15 protein-coding genes are annotated in these 17,992 nt (G+C 52.2%); 11 read left to right on the top strand and 4 right to left on the bottom strand.

The genetic code is table 11. The features are described 5' to 3' along the window. Positions 1-73: 73 nt before the first annotated feature. Together CLV80_RS14170 and CLV80_RS14165 are read left to right on the top strand one after the other, a co-directional pair. A complete protein-coding gene (locus CLV80_RS14170; RefSeq protein ID WP_106358587.1) occupies positions 74-1,486 on the top strand; it encodes a YcjX family GTP-binding protein in 1,413 nt (470 codons plus the stop codon). Next, positions 1,483-2,472, top strand: coding sequence for a YcjF family protein (locus CLV80_RS14165; protein WP_106358586.1), 990 nt, complete (start codon positions 1,483-1,485; stop codon positions 2,470-2,472). The genes CLV80_RS14170 and CLV80_RS14165 overlap by 4 nt, the downstream gene beginning before the upstream one ends. A 2-nt stretch (positions 2,473-2,474) precedes the next feature. Here the strand turns inward: CLV80_RS14165 and CLV80_RS14160 are convergent, their stop codons facing one another. Next, a complete protein-coding gene (locus CLV80_RS14160; RefSeq protein ID WP_106358585.1) occupies positions 2,475-3,467 on the bottom strand; it encodes a DUF2125 domain-containing protein in 993 nt (330 codons plus the stop codon). 61 nt (positions 3,468-3,528) lie between these two features. Then, the gene (locus CLV80_RS18495) at positions 3,529-3,705 is read right to left on the bottom strand and encodes a hypothetical protein (RefSeq protein ID WP_165793390.1); all 177 of its coding nucleotides are present in this window, start codon (positions 3,703-3,705) and stop codon (positions 3,529-3,531) included. A gap of 588 nt (positions 3,706-4,293) precedes the next feature. On the opposite strand from CLV80_RS18495, the gene CLV80_RS14155 reads away from it, so the two are divergent. The 6 genes from CLV80_RS14155 to CLV80_RS14125 all read left to right on the top strand — a co-directional run bounded on the left by CLV80_RS14155 (position 4,294) and on the right by CLV80_RS14125 (position 14,390). Beyond that, positions 4,294-4,710 carry a phage tail protein gene (locus tag CLV80_RS14155; RefSeq protein WP_106358584.1) on the top strand — a complete coding sequence of 139 codons (417 nt, stop codon included), beginning with the start codon at positions 4,294-4,296 and terminating at the stop codon, positions 4,708-4,710. A 140-nt stretch (positions 4,711-4,850) separates the two neighbouring features. After that, complete coding sequence (locus CLV80_RS14150) at positions 4,851-5,822, top strand: hypothetical protein (RefSeq protein ID WP_106358583.1); 972 nt, start codon at positions 4,851-4,853, stop codon at positions 5,820-5,822. A 166-nt stretch (positions 5,823-5,988) separates the two neighbouring features. Then, the gene (locus CLV80_RS14145; protein ID WP_106358582.1) at positions 5,989-8,949 is read left to right on the top strand and encodes an acetoacetate decarboxylase family protein; all 2,961 of its coding nucleotides are present in this window, start codon (positions 5,989-5,991) and stop codon (positions 8,947-8,949) included. Between the two features lie 27 nt (positions 8,950-8,976). After that, entirely contained in the window at positions 8,977-11,970 is a 2,994-nt protein-coding gene (locus tag CLV80_RS14140) for an ATP-binding protein (RefSeq protein WP_106358581.1), read from the top strand. After that, positions 11,967-12,647, top strand: coding sequence for a Crp/Fnr family transcriptional regulator (locus CLV80_RS14135; protein ID WP_106358580.1), 681 nt, complete (start codon positions 11,967-11,969; stop codon positions 12,645-12,647). The genes CLV80_RS14140 and CLV80_RS14135 overlap by 4 nt, the downstream gene beginning before the upstream one ends. A gap of 750 nt (positions 12,648-13,397) precedes the next feature. After that, positions 13,398-14,390, top strand: coding sequence for a TraB/GumN family protein (locus CLV80_RS14125; RefSeq protein ID WP_106358578.1), 993 nt, complete (start codon positions 13,398-13,400; stop codon positions 14,388-14,390). On the opposite strand, the gene CLV80_RS14120 is transcribed toward CLV80_RS14125, so the two are convergent. Next, complete coding sequence (locus CLV80_RS14120; protein ID WP_106358577.1) at positions 14,387-15,037, bottom strand: DUF2161 domain-containing phosphodiesterase; 651 nt, start codon at positions 15,035-15,037, stop codon at positions 14,387-14,389. The genes CLV80_RS14125 and CLV80_RS14120 overlap by 4 nt on opposite strands. 79 nt (positions 15,038-15,116) lie before the next feature. Continuing rightward, the gene (locus CLV80_RS18315) at positions 15,117-15,302 is read right to left on the bottom strand and encodes a hypothetical protein (RefSeq protein WP_133169783.1); all 186 of its coding nucleotides are present in this window, start codon (positions 15,300-15,302) and stop codon (positions 15,117-15,119) included. Positions 15,303-15,596: 294 nt separating this feature from the next. Here CLV80_RS18315 and CLV80_RS14115 point away from each other — a divergent pair, with 294 nt between their 5' ends. From CLV80_RS14115 to CLV80_RS14105, 3 genes are all read left to right on the top strand, one after another. After that, the gene (locus CLV80_RS14115; protein ID WP_106358576.1) at positions 15,597-16,514 is read left to right on the top strand and encodes a manganese-dependent inorganic pyrophosphatase; all 918 of its coding nucleotides are present in this window, start codon (positions 15,597-15,599) and stop codon (positions 16,512-16,514) included. Between the two features lie 60 nt (positions 16,515-16,574). Further along, the gene (locus CLV80_RS14110) at positions 16,575-17,450 is read left to right on the top strand and encodes a TIGR01459 family HAD-type hydrolase (protein WP_106358575.1); all 876 of its coding nucleotides are present in this window, start codon (positions 16,575-16,577) and stop codon (positions 17,448-17,450) included. A gap of 90 nt (positions 17,451-17,540) precedes the next feature. After that, entirely contained in the window at positions 17,541-17,984 is a 444-nt protein-coding gene (locus tag CLV80_RS14105; RefSeq protein ID WP_106358574.1) for a MaoC family dehydratase, read from the top strand. The last annotated feature ends 8 nt before the right edge of the window (positions 17,985-17,992 follow it).

Genomic DNA, 17,992 nt, shown 5'->3' with positions numbered 1-17,992 from the left:
GTACATAAAATCAATCCCTACACATCCGCCCGACACGGCCCTATCTTGATCGCAAGCATCGAAAGGGCCGCAATTGGTTATCGCAACTATCGCAAATCAGATTACACGTGCCGCGGCCGAAGTGACTGATACGCTGACATCTCCGTTCGCTGATCCGGTGATCCGGCTTGGTGTGACTGGACTTTCACGCGCGGGCAAAACTGTGTTTATCACCTCGTTGGTCGCAAACTTGATGGATCGCGGGCGTATGCCGCAACTGGCTGCCGCTGCGAACGGCAGTATTCAAACGGCCTACCTTCAACCGCAACCCGACGATACGATCCCAAGGTTTGCCTATGAAACCCATCTAGGGTGCCTGACGGCGCCTGAACCCAAATGGCCCGAAAGCACCAATCGGATTAGTGAATTGCGGCTATCGCTGCGCGTTCAACCTAGCGGGCTGTTGTCCGGCTTATCCGGTCCACGGACTGTGCATATTGATATTGTCGATTATCCGGGGGAATGGTTGCTTGATTTGGCATTGCTAGATCAATCCTATGAAGAATGGTCTGCCGCTGCCCTTGCTCGCGCCGCAGACCGACCGGGAGGCGACGCCTACTTACAGCTTTGCAAAGTGTCCGATGCGAATGCTTCGCTTGATGAACCAACAGCCCTACAACTTGCCGAGGTCTTTACGACCCATCTCAACGAAAGCCGCGCGGCGGGATTTTCAGACTGCACCCCGGGGCGGTTTATGCTGCCGGGTGAATTGGCCGGATCACCCGTATTAACATTCGCCCCGCTCCCGGGCAGTGGCTTTTCAAGAAAATCGCTGGGTCGTGAATTTGAGCGTCGTTTTGAAAGCTATAAGCGCAACATCGTGCGCCCATTCTTTCGGGATCACTTTGCTAAGATTGATCGCCAAATTGTGCTGGTTGACGTTCTGGGTGCGATCCACGCTGGCCCTGCTGCGCTTGACGATCTGCGCGGTACGATGGCTGGCATCCTAAGCGCATTCCGCCCCGGTCGAAACGCGTTCCTGACGCGGATATTCCAAGGACGCCGCGTCGAGAAAATCCTGTTCGCGGCGACCAAGGCCGACCACCTCCACCACAGCCAACACCCGCAACTTACCGCGATTACTGAGGCCTTGCTGCGCGAGGCCCGTGACCGAGCGGATTTCGCGGGTGCAAAAACCACGGCAATGTCGATCGCATCCTTACGTACCACGGTCGAAGACACCGTCGATCACGATGGCAAGCAGTTGGACGTAGTAAGGGGGCGTTTGCTTGATACCGGGAAACAAGCGGCGTTCTATCCCGGAAAGCTGCCTGACGACCCAGCGCATCTGCTATCGCCCGCACGCTCGGGCGCGGAAAAGTGGCTCGATGCCGATTACAGCGTGATGCGGTTCGCCCCTGCCCCACTGACCCTACGCCCCCGCGATGGGCCACCACATATTCGGCTCGATAAGGCCGTTCAATTCTTGTTGGGAGACAGGCTATGACAAACGGCCCCGTCCTGATCGACCTTGATGAAACCGAAACAGCCAAGCCGGACACAGCGCCGCCAGTCCCTGATCTTGTGACGACCCCACAAGGGGCAGCGATGCAGCAGGTCGCGGCGATAGCTGCCCGCAAGCCATCGCGACTTGCGCGTTGGTTCTGGTCAATCGCTGTTTCGCTTGTGGGCTTTATCGTATCGCTCGCCGCTTGGGATTATGTGAATGGGCTGCTAGCGCGGTCGCCTATCTTGGGTGGAATCGCCACTGCATTGATTGGCCTTTTGATCCTCGTTCTAGCGATTGTTGCATTGCGAGAGCTTGCCGCATTTGGGCGGTTAAAACGGCTGGACACGATCCAACGACAGGCAACAGATGCGCTTAACAGTGGCGACCTAAAGTCGGCGCGTTCTGTCATTTCCGCGCTTGATAAACTTTATGCCCACCGCGATGACACATCATGGGGACGGTCAGAGCTTAAATCACGCAGCAACGATGTGCTTGATGCGGATGGCTTAATCGGGTTGGCCGAAAACAGTTTGCTTGCCCCGCTCGACGCGCGCGCCCAACGCGAGGTCGAAGCAGCAGCTCGTCAGGTTGCGACAGTCACAGCTATCGTTCCGCTTGCCTTGGCAGACTTATTCACGGCTCTTACCTCGAACCTACGCATGATCCGCCGCATCGCCGAGATTTACGGTGGCCGGGCAGGCACATTGGGAAGCTGGCGACTGACACGCTCTGTCTTGACCCATCTTGTCGCCACGGGCGCGGTTGCTGTGGGCGATGATCTGATTGGATCAGTCGCAGGCGGGGGTGTTCTGTCCAAAGTATCGCGCCGGTTTGGTGAAGGCGTCATAAACGGCGCCCTAACCGCACGCGTTGGCGTCGCAGCTATCGAAGTCTGCAGACCGCTTCCCTTCCATGCCGCCCAACGGCCATCAGTCACGGCGCTGCTGCGCAGGGCGCTGACAGGGTTATTCGGAAAAGGGTAGTTCTAACGAAAACGAGGCGCAGGACCAATCGGAAGCGGGCCGATCGACATCGAACCGCCCCTAAACACCAATGGCAGCTCGAGCCCACCACTACCCAAAGCCATCGTCGAAGCGACATTCATAACTGTCGTTTCAATACCGGGATCGATCAAGCCAGCGGCAACCATCATTTCGATCATCTCACGCCACTGTTCTGATCGAAAAGTGATGCGCCCATCTGGAATTCCTTGCCTGTCGATATCAAAACCACCCTGCGCTTGAACGGTAACCGCACCCCAGCGAATGGTAAAATTCCGAAGTGTAAAATTGGTCGCAACTGGTGCCGGCCCAAGACCATCAAACGCATGACGGTCAAGAGGCTGATCAAAGGTAATTGCGCTATCCTGAACCACATGTGTCAATGCAGGCCCCAATCTACCCGAAGGATCAATTTGTTCAACAATCGCCCGAGGTAATATGATCTCATCGGCTTCGAAATACGCATCATAGCGATTTTCGGCAGATGGCTGCGTACGAAATGCGCCCAGCGCACGGTCCCAACTCATCTGCCAACTCATGTCTGATTTTGCGGTGAGCTGCCCGACCTCGATCGTCGCGTCATCAAAACTTAGATCGGCATTCGCAGCGACCCCAGCGCTTGCCCGCAAACCATCAGCATTGAGCGTGATGACCTGCCCCGCAACAGCAAACTGTTGTTCATCCGGAAATGCTGCAATCACGCGATTGGGCTGATAGCTAAGTGCAAAAACCTGAAAGAACGGCGCATCCCAACGCCATGGATCACCGACAGGTGACACCGACAATTCCGTAACCGTCGTATCAAATCGCGATGGAAAACCAATTGTGTTTAAATCTGTATAAGAGATATCCCAACCGTCGTCTTGGGCTTGGCTGATGGCCGATATGGCACCGCGTTCCACAGCGCGGGAGCCGACGAGCCAATAAATGCTATAAAGCGCGGCAAGAAAGATGACGAAATAAGTTAAACGCCGCATGTCGGAGCCTCAGGGTAGTTGTTTGCGGCAGACTAACAATACTGAGCTTGAGGCGCGAGCCTTACTTCTTTTCTGCGGCTCTTACGTTCACGGCCAACCGGTCCAAAATGTCTTCCACATCTGGGAAGCGTTCATGAGAGGTCACGTCATCATTACGGCCAAGCTGGGCAATAGTTTCATCAGTCGAATGCTCTTCTAGCAAAGCAAAATATTGTCCCGTTTTTCGATCGTCTGCCATTTTACGTCCCTTTGCACAAAGCCCTGCTCGCCTCTACGCATGTATTAATACAATCTTAACACCTCGATGATTGCGCAAACAAACTCTCAAAAACAATGGGTTAATAGACATAAACTCCCAAATCTATCGATCGAACGCAGACAAATACCCACAATTTTGAGAAATTTTACTTCAAATACAGAGCACTAGATAAAACTGTGTCACGGATGAGTAGAATCCCAACAAACAATATGCTGCAATTTTACAACATTCACCGTCACGCAATACGATAAGGCGCAATATAAATACACCCTATACGTGTATACTAATTCCGCAACCGTCGAATCTTGCAATCAGAGCATTACCTTGCGTCACACCAAAACAACCCATCAGTAAATGCGTGACAGAACACAAAAACATTAACAGCAAGAGTCTTAGCCATACACCAGCCCATTCATGGTGCCCAACAAACCGTACCGCGACCATTCCGCTTCGTTCTGCTCAAACACCTATGTGCGAAATATCACAGACTTTTCCCAGCTAACAGCACACCATATTACATAACGTCTTCGCTTAGTTTGCGACCATAAATTGGAGTCCCGCATTCCTATGGAACCTTTACTAGGACAAGTGATCCTTTTTAGCGGAAATTTCGCGCCGCGCGGCTGGGCGTTTTGTGACGGGCAACTGTTAGATATTAAGTCAAACGAGGCACTTTTTGCCATCCTTGGTACGATCTATGGTGGTGATGGGCACACACAGTTCGGATTACCTGACCTTCGAGGCCGCGTCCCTATGCACGCCGGGACTGGCCCAGCCCTCACCTCACGCAGGGCCGGCGACAAAATGGGATCAGAGCGCAACTTGGGGCAGATTTCAGAGCATAAATCGCTAATTTCCAATTCAAAAATACTATCTACGCCCCCAAACACCTGTAGCATCGACGCAACAGACGACAATATGCAGCCCACACTTTGCATCAACTATATCATTGCAATCACAGGAAAATTCCCAAGACGAAATTAATACTGGGTAAGAATTTCTTTCTATTTGGTAAAAAAAGATCATTCTGTGTCCAAACGCACAATAACCTGCCCCTATCGGGACTACGCTTAGCAAAAATACGGGACTCTCTCGTATGAACTACAGCTCAGAAGGCACGTACAATGTTCAACTTAGCTCCCGCAATTCCTGCACGTAGTGACCTTGATTGGTGCTGGTATCTACGCCGCCATGGGCAAGCGGGCGACGCACTTGAACGTGTGTTACACGATATCGGCGTAATGGAACCCAGCGGATGGGCGCATTGGCACCCCAGCACGTTAACGGATACGGGCGCACCAGTCGCCGTCGAATTTTCGACTGACGACAGGGCGCTTGCCCTCACGACAGAAGTAGATAACCCCGCCATCAACCCAGTAACCCGGCTTGCCAAAGCGTGTAAAACAATCGTGGATTTAGGCGGAACCGGACCCAGCATCCAGCTTCGCGAAGTTATTAGCGCGGCTCAAGGGCTATCAAATCTGGAATATGGTGCACGTCTAGGTCTGCGTCATGACGGAAACAAATTGGGCATAACCCTCTTCGCGGAAATCCCTGCGTCAGCGTCGGATCTATCACCGCTTATGTCCGAAACCCCGTTTTCCCCAATTTTACAGGACTACGGCCCATCAGCACGCGCAACGATGCTGGCCTATGATACGCTTACACAGCAAGTCACGATTCACTGTGAGGCAGACAACGTCCAACGGACAATTCTCCCCGCGCTTTGCATGCCTGCGCAGGTGTCACCAGATGTGTTATCGATGTCGATTGATGGCATGACAAATGGCCCGCCACAGATCGCGTTTCCAACAGCTACTTTAGGCTTTAGCTACACAATGGGCAGTGTTGGTACATTACCAATCTTATCTCTGTCATTTAGCTCTAAAGAACTATTCAAAGACGACACCACCATTGAAAAGCGCGTGCGCGCTTGCGGCGGCAATAAACTACCCAGTTATAAAGCGTTACTTGAGCATTTACCGACTGCTGCGACCGGGAAAACACATCACGGTAACTTTCGAATGAAAGCCCAACAGGATGCTGCGCCCGTTTTATCCATCAGCGTCGCGGCACCGTGGCATAGCTACGAATAGTTTCCGTGACATAACGAATACAAAAAGGCTGCCAAATTGCTTGGCAGCCTTTTTTTTCGACCAAATACAATTCACATACATTAATACTAAAAATAGAATCAGGAAACTTATAGGTATTAAGCTTAACCATTGCCCCAATTAAATTAAATAAATCCGGAGGCATTAAATGACAGGAAAAAAGAAGATTGCGGTAATCGGCGGCGGCGTAGGGGCAATTACATCGGCATACGCGATTACACAGCTACCCAATTGGCAAGACGAATACGACATCACGCTTTATCAACTTGGGTGGCGTCTTGGCGGCAAAGGTGCAAGCGGCCGCAATATGGATCACGCGGCACGTATTGAAGAACACGGATTACATATCTGGGCTGGCTTCTACGAAAACGGCTTTAGACTGATGCGCGATTGTTATGACCAGCTAAACAGTACCGGACTACGCAGCCCTAACGCCCCATTGGGAACAATCGAAAAGGCCTTTACTGGTCTTAATCGTTTTTTACTGGCCGAAGAAATTGAAACAGATGGCAAGAAAACAATCCATCCATGGCTCATTGAGTTCGCACCTAACGGGCAAACACCGGGAACCGGTGGGGTGCTTCCCACACCCTTTTCTTACTTTCAGGAATTACTGGAATCGGTTGTTAATTTTATTGAAAAGATTCTCGAGGAAATTGAAAAAGGTAAATCATACGTTACGCCCGACCGCTTCAAGCCCGCGCTAAAGCGTAAAGGCCTTGCCACACAGCAACGTTCACCGCTTCATCAGATGCGCGACTATGCGCATGCAATGCCCAAGGACGCTAACCAGCATACGCAAAGCGATTTGATGGTACTTGCCGATATGGCACGCCATGCGCAAAACTGGCTAGCAAGTGACAAAGACATCAACGGCGTTTTGTCCGACGAGGCCCGCCGCTTTAAATACATCATTGATCTATCGCTCGCATTTTTTCGTGGCACAATCGACAACGGTCTATTTTTGCATGGCTTCAATGCGATCGACGATCACGAAATTAGCCAATGGTTGCTTGACTATGGCGCAAGCGATCAAGCGGTCTATTCAGCTGTTTTTCGTGGCTGCTATGATTACGTGTTCGGCTACCCTGGAGGTATGACAGACCATCGAAGCGTTGGCGCAGGCACCGCAATCCGAGGTTTGCTACGGCTCGCGTTCAGCTATAAAGGATCGTTGTTTTACAAAATGATGGCTGGGATGGGGGACACGATATTTGGCCCTTATTATCAGATACTCAAGCATCGCGGCGTAAAATTCAAATTCTTCAATGCGGCGACCCATCTGGCGTTGGACGACAGCAAAACATTCGTCGACAGAATAGATATGGTCGAACAGGCTGTGGTCAACAGCGGCGACTATGACCCGTTTGTTCCGGTTAAGGGCTTGCCTTGTTGGCCATCGAAACCGCTATGGGGGCAGCTTAAGAATGGTGCTGAATTGGAAGCATCTGGTATCGATTTCGAATGCGAAAAAGAGCCACCAACGGGTACAGCTTACAGCCTGAAACGCGGCAAAGATTTCGACGAAATCATTCTTGGCGCGTCATTAGGTTCGCTCCCCTATATGGCGTCCGAACTTGTCGCGGCCAGCAACCGTTGGAAATTGATGTTGGATAAGGTGCAAACCGTCGCGACGCAGGCCGCACAGTTTTGGGTCGACAAAACCGCTGCTGAAATGGGCTGGAACGATGTTGTCGCCAAACACAATATCGGTGACATTCCCTCAGATTTGAAAACCGTCATCACCAGTTTTATCGAACCACTTGATACTTGGGCCGACATGTCAGACCTGATTGGCCGCGAGGACTGGAGCAACCCCGGCCCTGCGTCGATCGCGTATTTCTGTAGCCCGGCAAAAGACGCGGGCGTTGACCCGATCCCATTCGAAGATCGCGTACTGGAGTGGGCCAACAATTCCCTGCTTCAAATGTGGCCGAAGGCAGAAAAGAACGGTAAATTTGATCTAGACCTACTTCATTCTGGAAAAGCCAAAACCGGTCCAGAGAAATTCAAGTCACAGTATTTTCGTCAAAATTTTTATGGGTCTGAACGATATGTGTTATCGGTCCCCGGCAGCGTGCAATACCGCCTACCCCCAGATGGCACCGGGTTTGAAAACCTATACGCCGCCGGCGATTGGACACGTTGCGGTATCAACGCTGGCTGTGTCGAGGCCGCGACAATTTCGGGCCTAGGTGCCGCACGTGGTTTGACCGGCGCGGATATCGAAATTGTCGGTGAAGGTGATCTTATCATCGATAACGGCCCCGGTGACGCAGCCCGACTTGCCAGCCCATACGCCCAAAGCGCGAATTGGCCGTTAACACCGTTTTTCGGGGTCGGTGAATTGGATGGTTTCTTTAGCTTCCATGCCGTCGACGCAACCACACTTAAAAATGTGTTGCCCAAGGGCATGACATTGCATCCGCAAGCCACCACCCCCGAAGGAACACACCCTGTTTCCATCCTTGCCAATCAACAAATTGGTGTGCGCCCGACAATCCTGCCTCGCCTACTTGGCTTTCGAAATTACAACGAGGCGATCATCGCAATCAACGACGTTCAAGTTGAAGGTCACGACGGTGTCTTTGCCTATCTTCCCAACCTTTACCTGAATAGCAATCTACCGCGGCTCGCCGGAGTGTGGTTTTACGGTTACAATAAAAAACTTGGTAAACTAAGCATGGGCAACGATCATTACACGGTTGCAACCGAGCAAGGGTCGCCGATTTGGTCGGCAAAATATGCCCAACGCGACATGCAACGTCCGTTAACTGACTATGGCGCTCTTGGCGACGTGGCCCGTCGTGCCAATCAGGTCGTAGTAACCCTAAATAAATGGGGAAAATGGCAATTTTCAAATCTAGATTTCGGTTTAACATCCGCCCAAGTCGCTGGTGTACATGCCCAAATTGACGTTCAAAATGCAGAACTGGCTAACCTTCCGGCAGGCAAGATGATTTCGCAACCTCTTCAGATAAATGCAGGAGAGAACAGCCCACAATCGGCTTTGCCCGGCGCATTCCGCATTTGGACAAGTTGGACTTTGTCAAACCCATTCGACAGTGGGCGCATTGCGCGCTTGGAAGCGGCAAGAAACCGCCTATAGTGACCTCCGGGGGCACGGGAGCGCGGTATGAACCACTCGGAACGATCCCCTGCTTCGGTTGGCAGGGGCGAACGAAAACAAGTCACTGCGGTGTTTATCGACGTCGTCGGCTTTAGCGACATCGCAAGTACTGCTGACGCTGAAGATCTCGAACAGTGGCTTGAAGAATTTTATGCGCAAGCGCGATCCATTGTTGAAGAACACGATGGCGAGGTAACGGAATATCTGGGTGACGGTGTTGTCGCGCTTTTCGGCCTTGAACATGCAGACGAACTTACTGCATCAAAAGCGGTAAATGCTGCGCTTGCCGCAGTTGCAAATATTGATGCCGTATATAAGAACGGCGGAGACATCCAGCTACGCGCAGGCGTAGCAACTGGCGAAGTTGCTGTACGGCGACGAAACGCCAGCAACCTACCGCGCGCAACCGGTATGGTCACCACGCTCGCCCAACGTATCCAGGAACGTGCAGCCCCTAGCGGTGTCATGATTGCCCAAAGCACAAAGGACCTTCTTCGGGGAACCATTGTCGCAAAAGCCATTCCAGGCCAAAAGCTTAAGGGATTTGCCGAAATCCAAACGCTTTACCAACCCACAGCGACCATCGCGCGACCTGACAATCAACTGCAGCCATTTTTTGTCGGCCGCACAAATGAACTTAGCCGCATCGAGAACAGCAACCAACCGAGCCTTGTCATCGGCCCAGCGGGTATCGGGAAAACTGCACTTTGCCGCTATGTCGCCCAATCCGCATCGCGAATTGCTACATTTAACGCAAACGGGGTACATACGCGCGCCAGTTATCAGCCTTTCAAAGACTGGATCGCAATACACACGCGCACCTCCCTGCCTGAATTCTCTGATATTCAACGGTGTTTTGAACCCTTTGGGCTATCTACTGACGCGCAGCGCGCCTTAGCACTGGTACTCGGGCTTACAGATGGGCAGCGATTGCTGGCGGAAAAATCTAATGTCGCGCTGAAAGCACTTATTGAAGATGCTATTTGGCAGGCAATCCAAGCCATCCAACCCGACGGCATATTGGTCTTTGAAGACTTGCACTGGCTAGATAACGCGAGCTTTGGCGTTCTCGTCAACATTTTACAAAGCCCCGAAGCGGGCCACTACCAAATTCTGATGACAAGCCGCGAAGACACAAAGATCGGCAAATACCTAGACAATTTACCGATATCGTTGATCCCGTTAGATGCATTGGATCGCGTCGACGCCTCAAACATGCTTGATGCGCTCGCAGCAGGCAAAACACAGGCGAAAAATCGCGAAGCCTTGATCGAAAAAGCAGCAGGGGTTCCGCTGTTTTTGGAGCAGCTCTTTCAGCGATCCCTGTCAGACAATGACCAAGGCATTCCAGGATCGTTGATGGATCTTCTTGCCAGTCAAATCGACGCGACAGGTACCTCAAAGCCGGTGCTGCAATGCGCGTCTGTCATTGGGCGCAATTTTAACATCGAAATGCTGCGTGCAATCGCCAAAGATTACGAACCTCTACAACCGCATTTAGCAAAGGCCTGCGCACGCGGTGTGCTAACAGAACAATCAAACGACAGCTGGACGTTTTCGCATGCTCTGTTGCATCAGGCCGCCTACCACGGGTTGTTGCGACGTACGCGCGTTGATTTTCACAGCCAAATCGCATCACATCTTCAAGAAAACCATGCTGACGCTGTGAGACGGAACCCTGCGATCCTGACTGACCATCTCAGCCTTGCGCAGCAACATGTGCCTGCAATTCAAAACTATCTTACGGTCAGTCAGTGGGCGTTGTTTCAAGGGGCGTTCGAAGATGCCGAGACACATATCCTCGCTGCAATTTCTTTGTGCTCTCAGGCGCCCACCGACGTCGATGTACATGACCTGAAAATTGCGTGCTACACAGCGCTTGCGTCGATCCGCGTCCAGCTAGGCGGTTACATGACTCTCGCGGTAAAAGAAGCCTTTGAAGCAGTGTCGGACCTAGCATCCACGCAACAAGGCTATTCCGCCGCGAACGGGCCGGCGTTTTGCGGTATGTTCTCTCACGCGATTATTTCAGGGGATCGAACCGGCGCAGATCAATTTTGCAAACTGCTATTAGAAACCGCAGCACATGTTCCGGTGTCCGAAACCAACGGAGAAGTACAACTCGCAGCACTAAACGTCGAAGCATGCTTGCATTGCTACAGCGGTAACTTCGAAAAGCTTTTCGTCGAGTTTGCCAAGCTGCGCGACTTATACGACATCGACAAACATGGTGCGATGATCACGCAATACGGTGTCGATCCATTTGCAGCGACGCAAATGTTCGACAGCGTTGGCCGATCAATTTGTGGCGAAACCCATTCTATCCGCGATCTTGTTGCCGAATCGGACGCCCATCAAGACTTGCTAAATATTCCAGTCATGCTGCCTTATTCGTTAATCTGGGGTTCTGTTCCGCTATTTTACGCTGGGGATGTCACAAGGGCCGTAGCGCGAGTAAAGCAAGGAATAGAGGCTGCCCATGAACAAGGTGCTGCATTTTGGCAGGTAACAGGCGCGGCTTGGCTGAACGTTATGGACCCATCTCAAAGCAGCACCAAAGATGGCTTGGTAGCGTTTGGTCAGGTTCTAAACATCCATGAAATGAGCGGCGCTCGGGTCGGCTTACCGTATTTCAGGTCACATTATGCGATGGCGCTAGCCCGGCAGGGTGAGATTGACACCGCATTGCAAGAATCCATGTCAGCCGTCATTGAAAATGAGGCTTCGGGTCTGAATTGCTGGCTCGCCGAGGTGCTGCGGCTTCATGCGCAGGTCTGCATTATGGCCGGACAAACCGAAGCCGCCACCGCCGCCTTTGCAAAATCCGCAGACATCGCGACATCACAAAACGCGCGCCTATGGCTTATCCGCACACGCCTTGATCAATTCAAAGCCGGGCTGATTACAAAAACCGAGTTAGCCCACGCTGTCGAAATGTTCCATGAAAACGCAACGCCGCCTGAAATCATCACGGCGAAAGAGATACTGGCAGACATATGACCGTTGAAGAACTGCTCAGTTTTGATCTGCCGCTGTTTTCTGGAATAACCGCTGATGATTTGTCCGGAATTCCGATATCCGTAACTGAAAAAACTTTCAGCGCTTGGCAGACGATTTTTGATCAAGATGACAGTTCTTACGATTTATACTTTCTGCTGTATGGATCACTGCTAGCTGTTTACTGGACGACCGAAGGCCGCGAAATCGTGTTTTCACGTTTTCCAGTTGGCGCATATTTCGGAGAGTTGGCAGCCCTAGATGGCACAAGCCGGTCACTTGCTGCCGTGTCGAAAACGGAGGCCAAGGTGCTTATTTTAAAGCGTGAGTGCTTTTTGCAGCTGTTTAATGAAGTCCCTACAGTTCGTGACAGGATCACTCGACAGCTTGTGGAACGCATTCGTATTTTAACTGAACGTAATATGGAAATGACCACATTGTCGGTCGAACAACGTGTCGGCACCTATTTGTTCCGCTTAGCCGCAGAACACGGCAAATTGGCTGCAGGTGCAGTTATCGAAAATGCACCGACGCACGCTGAAATCGCGGGAACAATTGGCGCCAACCGCGAAATGGTTAGCCGATCAATCAGCAAATTATCTAGACTGGGCGTGGTCAAATCATCGCGACAAAGGATCGAAATTCTCGATCCTGAAGGATTATCCAAAGAACTTTCTTAACGGTGCGTTAACGCACATAGAATATGAGCAACAACTGTTAGGCAGAAGCCTAATTATTAAAGAACAGGTAACGATTATGAGAATATTCAGTATGTTTGGACCAGAAGGCGTTGTTGGGCTGCTGGTTACAACGGTTCTCATCTTACAGCTCATTTTTGCCTAAAAAGAACAGTTTTAGTAATTGTCAAAAAACGCTTTGGCGAAGACCTACGTTTGAGCTACACAACCGGTAGACGACTGCGAATCAAGGAGACTGCTTATGGAACGAAAGGATTTCATCCATCTCAGCTGGTAACCCAGCTAAGCAGCGCAGCTGTGCCATTCGCTCAGCGCATTTTTCTCCTAATACTTCAAAGATTTGTAGATCGGATAGCACATGCATCCCCCGTTTTATGTCGTCGACCACAAGGTCGGCCCTGAAAATCATAACGATTATTCTGAGCGGACGACCAAGCGGCGCACGCAACCACAACGGTTGCAGATTTCACCTGTAGCAAGCAGCTGGCCCCCTGTGCCTTTCATCCCCGAGGTTGACACAAATCCGCAGTTGATCAGGCTGCCTAGTGGGATGTTAGTCGCGGAAAAGCCACGGCTGCAGATTGTTCCAGCACCGCAACGTAGCTTGCGTCACGTTATTGGTCGCTGGTTAATCAGGATTGGCCAACGCATGATATTAGAAAACCGCCCAGGGTAATTGACCCGGGGCGGTCAGTGACTACGTTGTATACGTCACAACCCAAAGGAATGCCGATGTTTTTTCGCTCTGCCGCGACCGTGATTTTAACAGCTCTCGGTTTCCCCGCTGCTGCCCTATGCGTCGGCGATAACTATCTGGATCAACTCTCGGTCGAACAACATGCGCGGCTGAATGCCGCCGTTGAGGAAATTCCTTTTTCGCAAGGTTTGATTTGGGATGCCCATAAAGATGGCCACGACCTGAAAATCGTTGGCACGATGCACATCTACGATCCCCGCCTAGATACACTTTATGCGAAGCTGTCTGACGATGTGGTAAATGCCGACCTGATCCTTGTAGAAGCATCCCCTGAAGATCAGGCAGCCCTACAGCAGCTTATGTCAACGGACCCCGGCCAGTTGTTCCTAACCGAAGGACCAACACTGCCAGAGCTTCTTGGTGATGAAACATGGGAGTTGCTATCAACTGCCGCCGCTGATCGAAACATTCCAAGCTTTATGATCGCTAAAATGCAGCCTTGGTATGCGTCAATCGTTCTGGCAATACCCTCTTGCGCGATGGAAGACATGATCGCAGGTGAACTTGGGCTGGATCACATGATCATGGGTGCCGCGACCGAAGCCAATATTCCAATACAGTCGCTGGAGAACTTCAAAACGATGTTTTCCATTTTCCAATCGGAGCCATTGGAGGAACAGTTAGACGTTCTGCGCATGAGCCTGATGATGCCCGATGTGCAGCAACAGATATTCGTGGGTATGCTTGACCGCTACTTTGCCGAAGACATCGGAACGCTGTGGCAAATGTCGCGTATTGCGATGGATGATTTACCCGACATGGATGCCGAGACCGCAACCCAGCTTTTTGACGAAACCCAAGAGGCAATGCTGGACGGTCGCAACCGAAATTGGATTCCCGTGATTGCCCAGGCTGCAGCCGAAAATGATAAGATTGTTATAGCAGCCGGTGCAGCGCATTTGATCGGTGAAAACGGAATTCTTAGCCTGTTGCAGAACGAAGGCTGGACCATCACACGCGACGATTAATCGTCACCAAAATCAGCAAGCCCCTTTTGGCCAGCTTTGGTTAGGCCATAGACACCGCGTTCGACACGTTCGAACCAACCATAGTGGTCATCCGCCATGATGCGGGTGGCTTGTGGGACTTCGGTCCATTCTTTGACCTTTGCCCCCTTGGATGGGCCATGGATTGCCAGAAAGCGTGCGCAGCGTACGGCGTCTTGGCGGTATCCAGTGACGATTCCATGGCGTGTCGCACCGCCGGAATTTGGATCACCCTTCAACCGATCAAAGGCCCGGACCAAACGGGTGTGCTTTTTTTTGGATTTTCGGGGTGTGTAAGGCGCCGGATCAGCAAGCACCTCTACAAATCCGTCGCGCTCGCGGACTGTCATAACGCCTAGCCCAACGCGGCGGGCCAGTTTCACATTCGCCTTGAGCGCCTTTGCCCGCCCACCAGCAGGCACGGCGACATAAACGTGATCGGTGACCAGCAGCCGTTCGATCCCCTGATGGAACAGGGCTAGCGAAAATCCAAGCTTTAGCTCGACCACCACCAAATCATCGCCACGTCGCGCGACAACATCTGCTGCGCCGACTTCTCCCTTAACGTCGTAGCCCTGCCGTTGCAGGTGGGCTTTGATTGGGGGGTATAGATCGGCTTCGCGCAAAATGGTCTCCTACGCGGTCAAACAAAACGAAATTGGCCACGCAGGCAAGCCCCACCGCCATGACAGCGATGGGGAACGGTATCTATCGGCCGCCTAAACGACCGGGAAACCGCGGTGTTCGCGCATCAATACGCGCACGGCGCTGTAGGTTTGATACGGGCCGCCCCTGCCGGGGGCCGCCCGGTTCAGGGCGCACGGCACGGCGATTTTTCGGAGCGGACAGCGGGTTTTGGCCCGGCTTGCGGGGTTTGGGTGATTTACGGGGCATATCTGCACCTTTTGGTAAATGATCATGGGGCCATTACGGCCAAGCGACACGCCAAAAACGGCGTTACTGCAGCATGTCCATTGTCAGGGTGCTCCTCTCAAAAAGGGTCGGGCGACGGTAGTGCCCATCAAGAATGGCGAGGCGGTTAAGCGTTCTGGTCCATTGTTAGGTTCCTCCTTTTCGGTAAGTCAATTTACCACACCGCCGATATTCGGTCAAACCAACGCGATGGGGTGACAGGGTGGCTGGACACTTCTATAAGACGGCCAAATTCTCCCTTAGAAAGTGACAGCAATGACAACTCTTGTTTTCGGCCACAAAGCACCTGACACAGACAGCACCGGTTCCCCACTGATCTGGGAATGGTTCCTGAACCACACCGGCATCGAAGCCAAAGCCGCCCTGCTTGGCACTCCAAACACCGAAGCCGCTTTTGTTGCCAAACGCTGGGGCTTTGAACTGCCAGACGTTATTGCAGATGTCGAAGACGACCAGTCTTGCGTTATCGTTGACACCAACAACCCTGCAGAGCTGCCAGCGAACATCAACAACGCTGACGTTCTGGCAATCATCGACCACCACAAACTGGCCGGTGGTCTGGAAACGAAGAACCCAATCAACATCACAATTCGTCCGCTCGCATGTACTGCGACAATCATGCACGAGATGATGGGCGACAAAGCGGCCGACATGCCAGAAGGCATCAAAGGTCTGATGCTGTCTTGCATCCTGTCCGACACGCTTGCCTTCCGTTCACCAACAACGACATCCATGGACAAGGACCTTGCCGAAGCATTGGCCAAAGATCTGAAAATCGATCTTGAAGCATACGCATCTGAAATGTTCGAAGCAAAATCAGACGTTTCTGCGTTCTCTGACGCGGAACTGCTGCGCATGGACAGCAAAGAATACGGCGTAGACGGCAAGAAATTCCGTGTGTCGGTTCTGGAAACCACAGCGCCCAAGATCATCTTGGACCGTAAGGCATCCATCATGGAAACCATGCCGAAAGTCGCCAAAGAAGACGGCGTAGACGAGGTTCTATTGTTCGTCGTGGACATCCTGAACGAAGAAGCAACAATGTTCATCCCGAATGACGTTGTGAAAACGGTTGCTGAGAAATCATTCGACGCCAAAGTCGAAGGTGACAGCGTTGTTCTGCCCGGCATCATGAGCCGTAAAAAGCAGATCATCCCGAACCTTAAGGCCTAAACTGCCTGCCCCGGAGGTGATCCGGGGCGTTCCATCCTTACAATTATCAAAGGCCGCGCCATGACCCGGATTATCGAAACTTTCGCAGACATCTCGGGCCAGTATGACGCGGCCTTTGTTGACCTTTGGGGCTGCATGCACAACGGTGTTGAAGCCCTGCCAGACGCGGTTGCGGCCATGCAAGCCTATCGCGCGCAGGGTGGTGTTGTGGTGCTTGTCACCAACTCACCCCGCCCTTGGGAATCAGTTGCGCATCAGATCTTGGACTTTGGCATTCCAGAGGATGCATGGGACGCGATTGCGACATCGGGCGACAGCGCGCGTGCTGCCATGTATCGCGGCATCGTCGGTGAAAAGGTCTACTTCATGGGTGAAAGCCCGCGCGATGATGCCTTTTTTGAACCTCTCCAGATTATCGACAAACCAGTTAACATTCAGCGAGTTCCATTGGATCAGGCCGAAGGCATCGTTTGCTGCGGCCCGTTCGACCCGATGGCCGACCTTGCTGTGAACCGCGCCGACTTCCTTTACGCCAAACAAAAGGGCCTAAAGCTGCTGTGCGCCAACCCTGATATCGTCGTTGATCGTGGCGACGTTCGTGAATGGTGTGCGGGTGCCTTGGCCCAGCTTTACACTGAAATGGGCGGAGAGAGCCTGTATTTCGGCAAACCCCACCCACCCATCTATGACCTTGCGCGCCGCCGTTTAGCGGCGTTGAACAAGGTACCATCTGACGCGTCCATCATCGCGATTGGCGACGGCCCGCACACTGATGTACTGGGCGCGCTCCAAGAAGATCTGGATGTGTTGTTCATTTCAGGCGGATTGGCCGCTACCGAAACGAAAACGACGACGCAACCTGACCCGGATGCGCTGAAAACCTATCTGGATGATCAAAAGATCAGCGCCACCTTCGCTATCGGCCACTTGCGGTAACGTAACGCTTGATTTTTCTGCGCTTGCAAAGTAATAAAATTTCAAAGCCAAACGGCATATGGGATTTTTTGTTACTCAATGGAGCGCAACATGCTAGATAACGCCCCACGCGGAACGATCTGTATCGAAGATATCGAGATCGGTATGGTCCGGTCTTTGCGCAAGGTCGTAACTGACCGTGATATTGAGCTATTCGCCGAAGTCTCAACTGACCGGAACCCAGTGCATCTTGACGACGACTATGCCCAAGACACGATCTTTGGTGGGCGTATCGCGCACGGGATGCTGACTGCTGGCCTCGTATCAGCCGTAATTGGCGAACAACTACCCGGTCATGGCACAGTATATCTAGGCCAAAGCCTGAAGTTCCTTGCGCCGGTTCGCCCCGGCGACATGGTTCTGGCAGAAGTCGAAGTCGTCGACATTGATCACGCGAAACGCCGGGTGACGATGAACACCCGCTGCCTTGTGAACGACAAAAAGGTGTTGGTGGGGGATGCGACCGTTCTCGCTCCGTCGCGCAAGTTCGACTAGGGTTGCAG

It is taken from the genome of Yoonia maritima (assembly GCF_003003285.1).
Taxonomy (GTDB): Bacteria; Pseudomonadota; Alphaproteobacteria; order Rhodobacterales; family Rhodobacteraceae; genus Yoonia; species Yoonia maritima.
The sequence above is the reverse complement of the archived record's forward strand: the minus strand, read 5'-3'. Positions and strand labels throughout refer to the sequence as shown.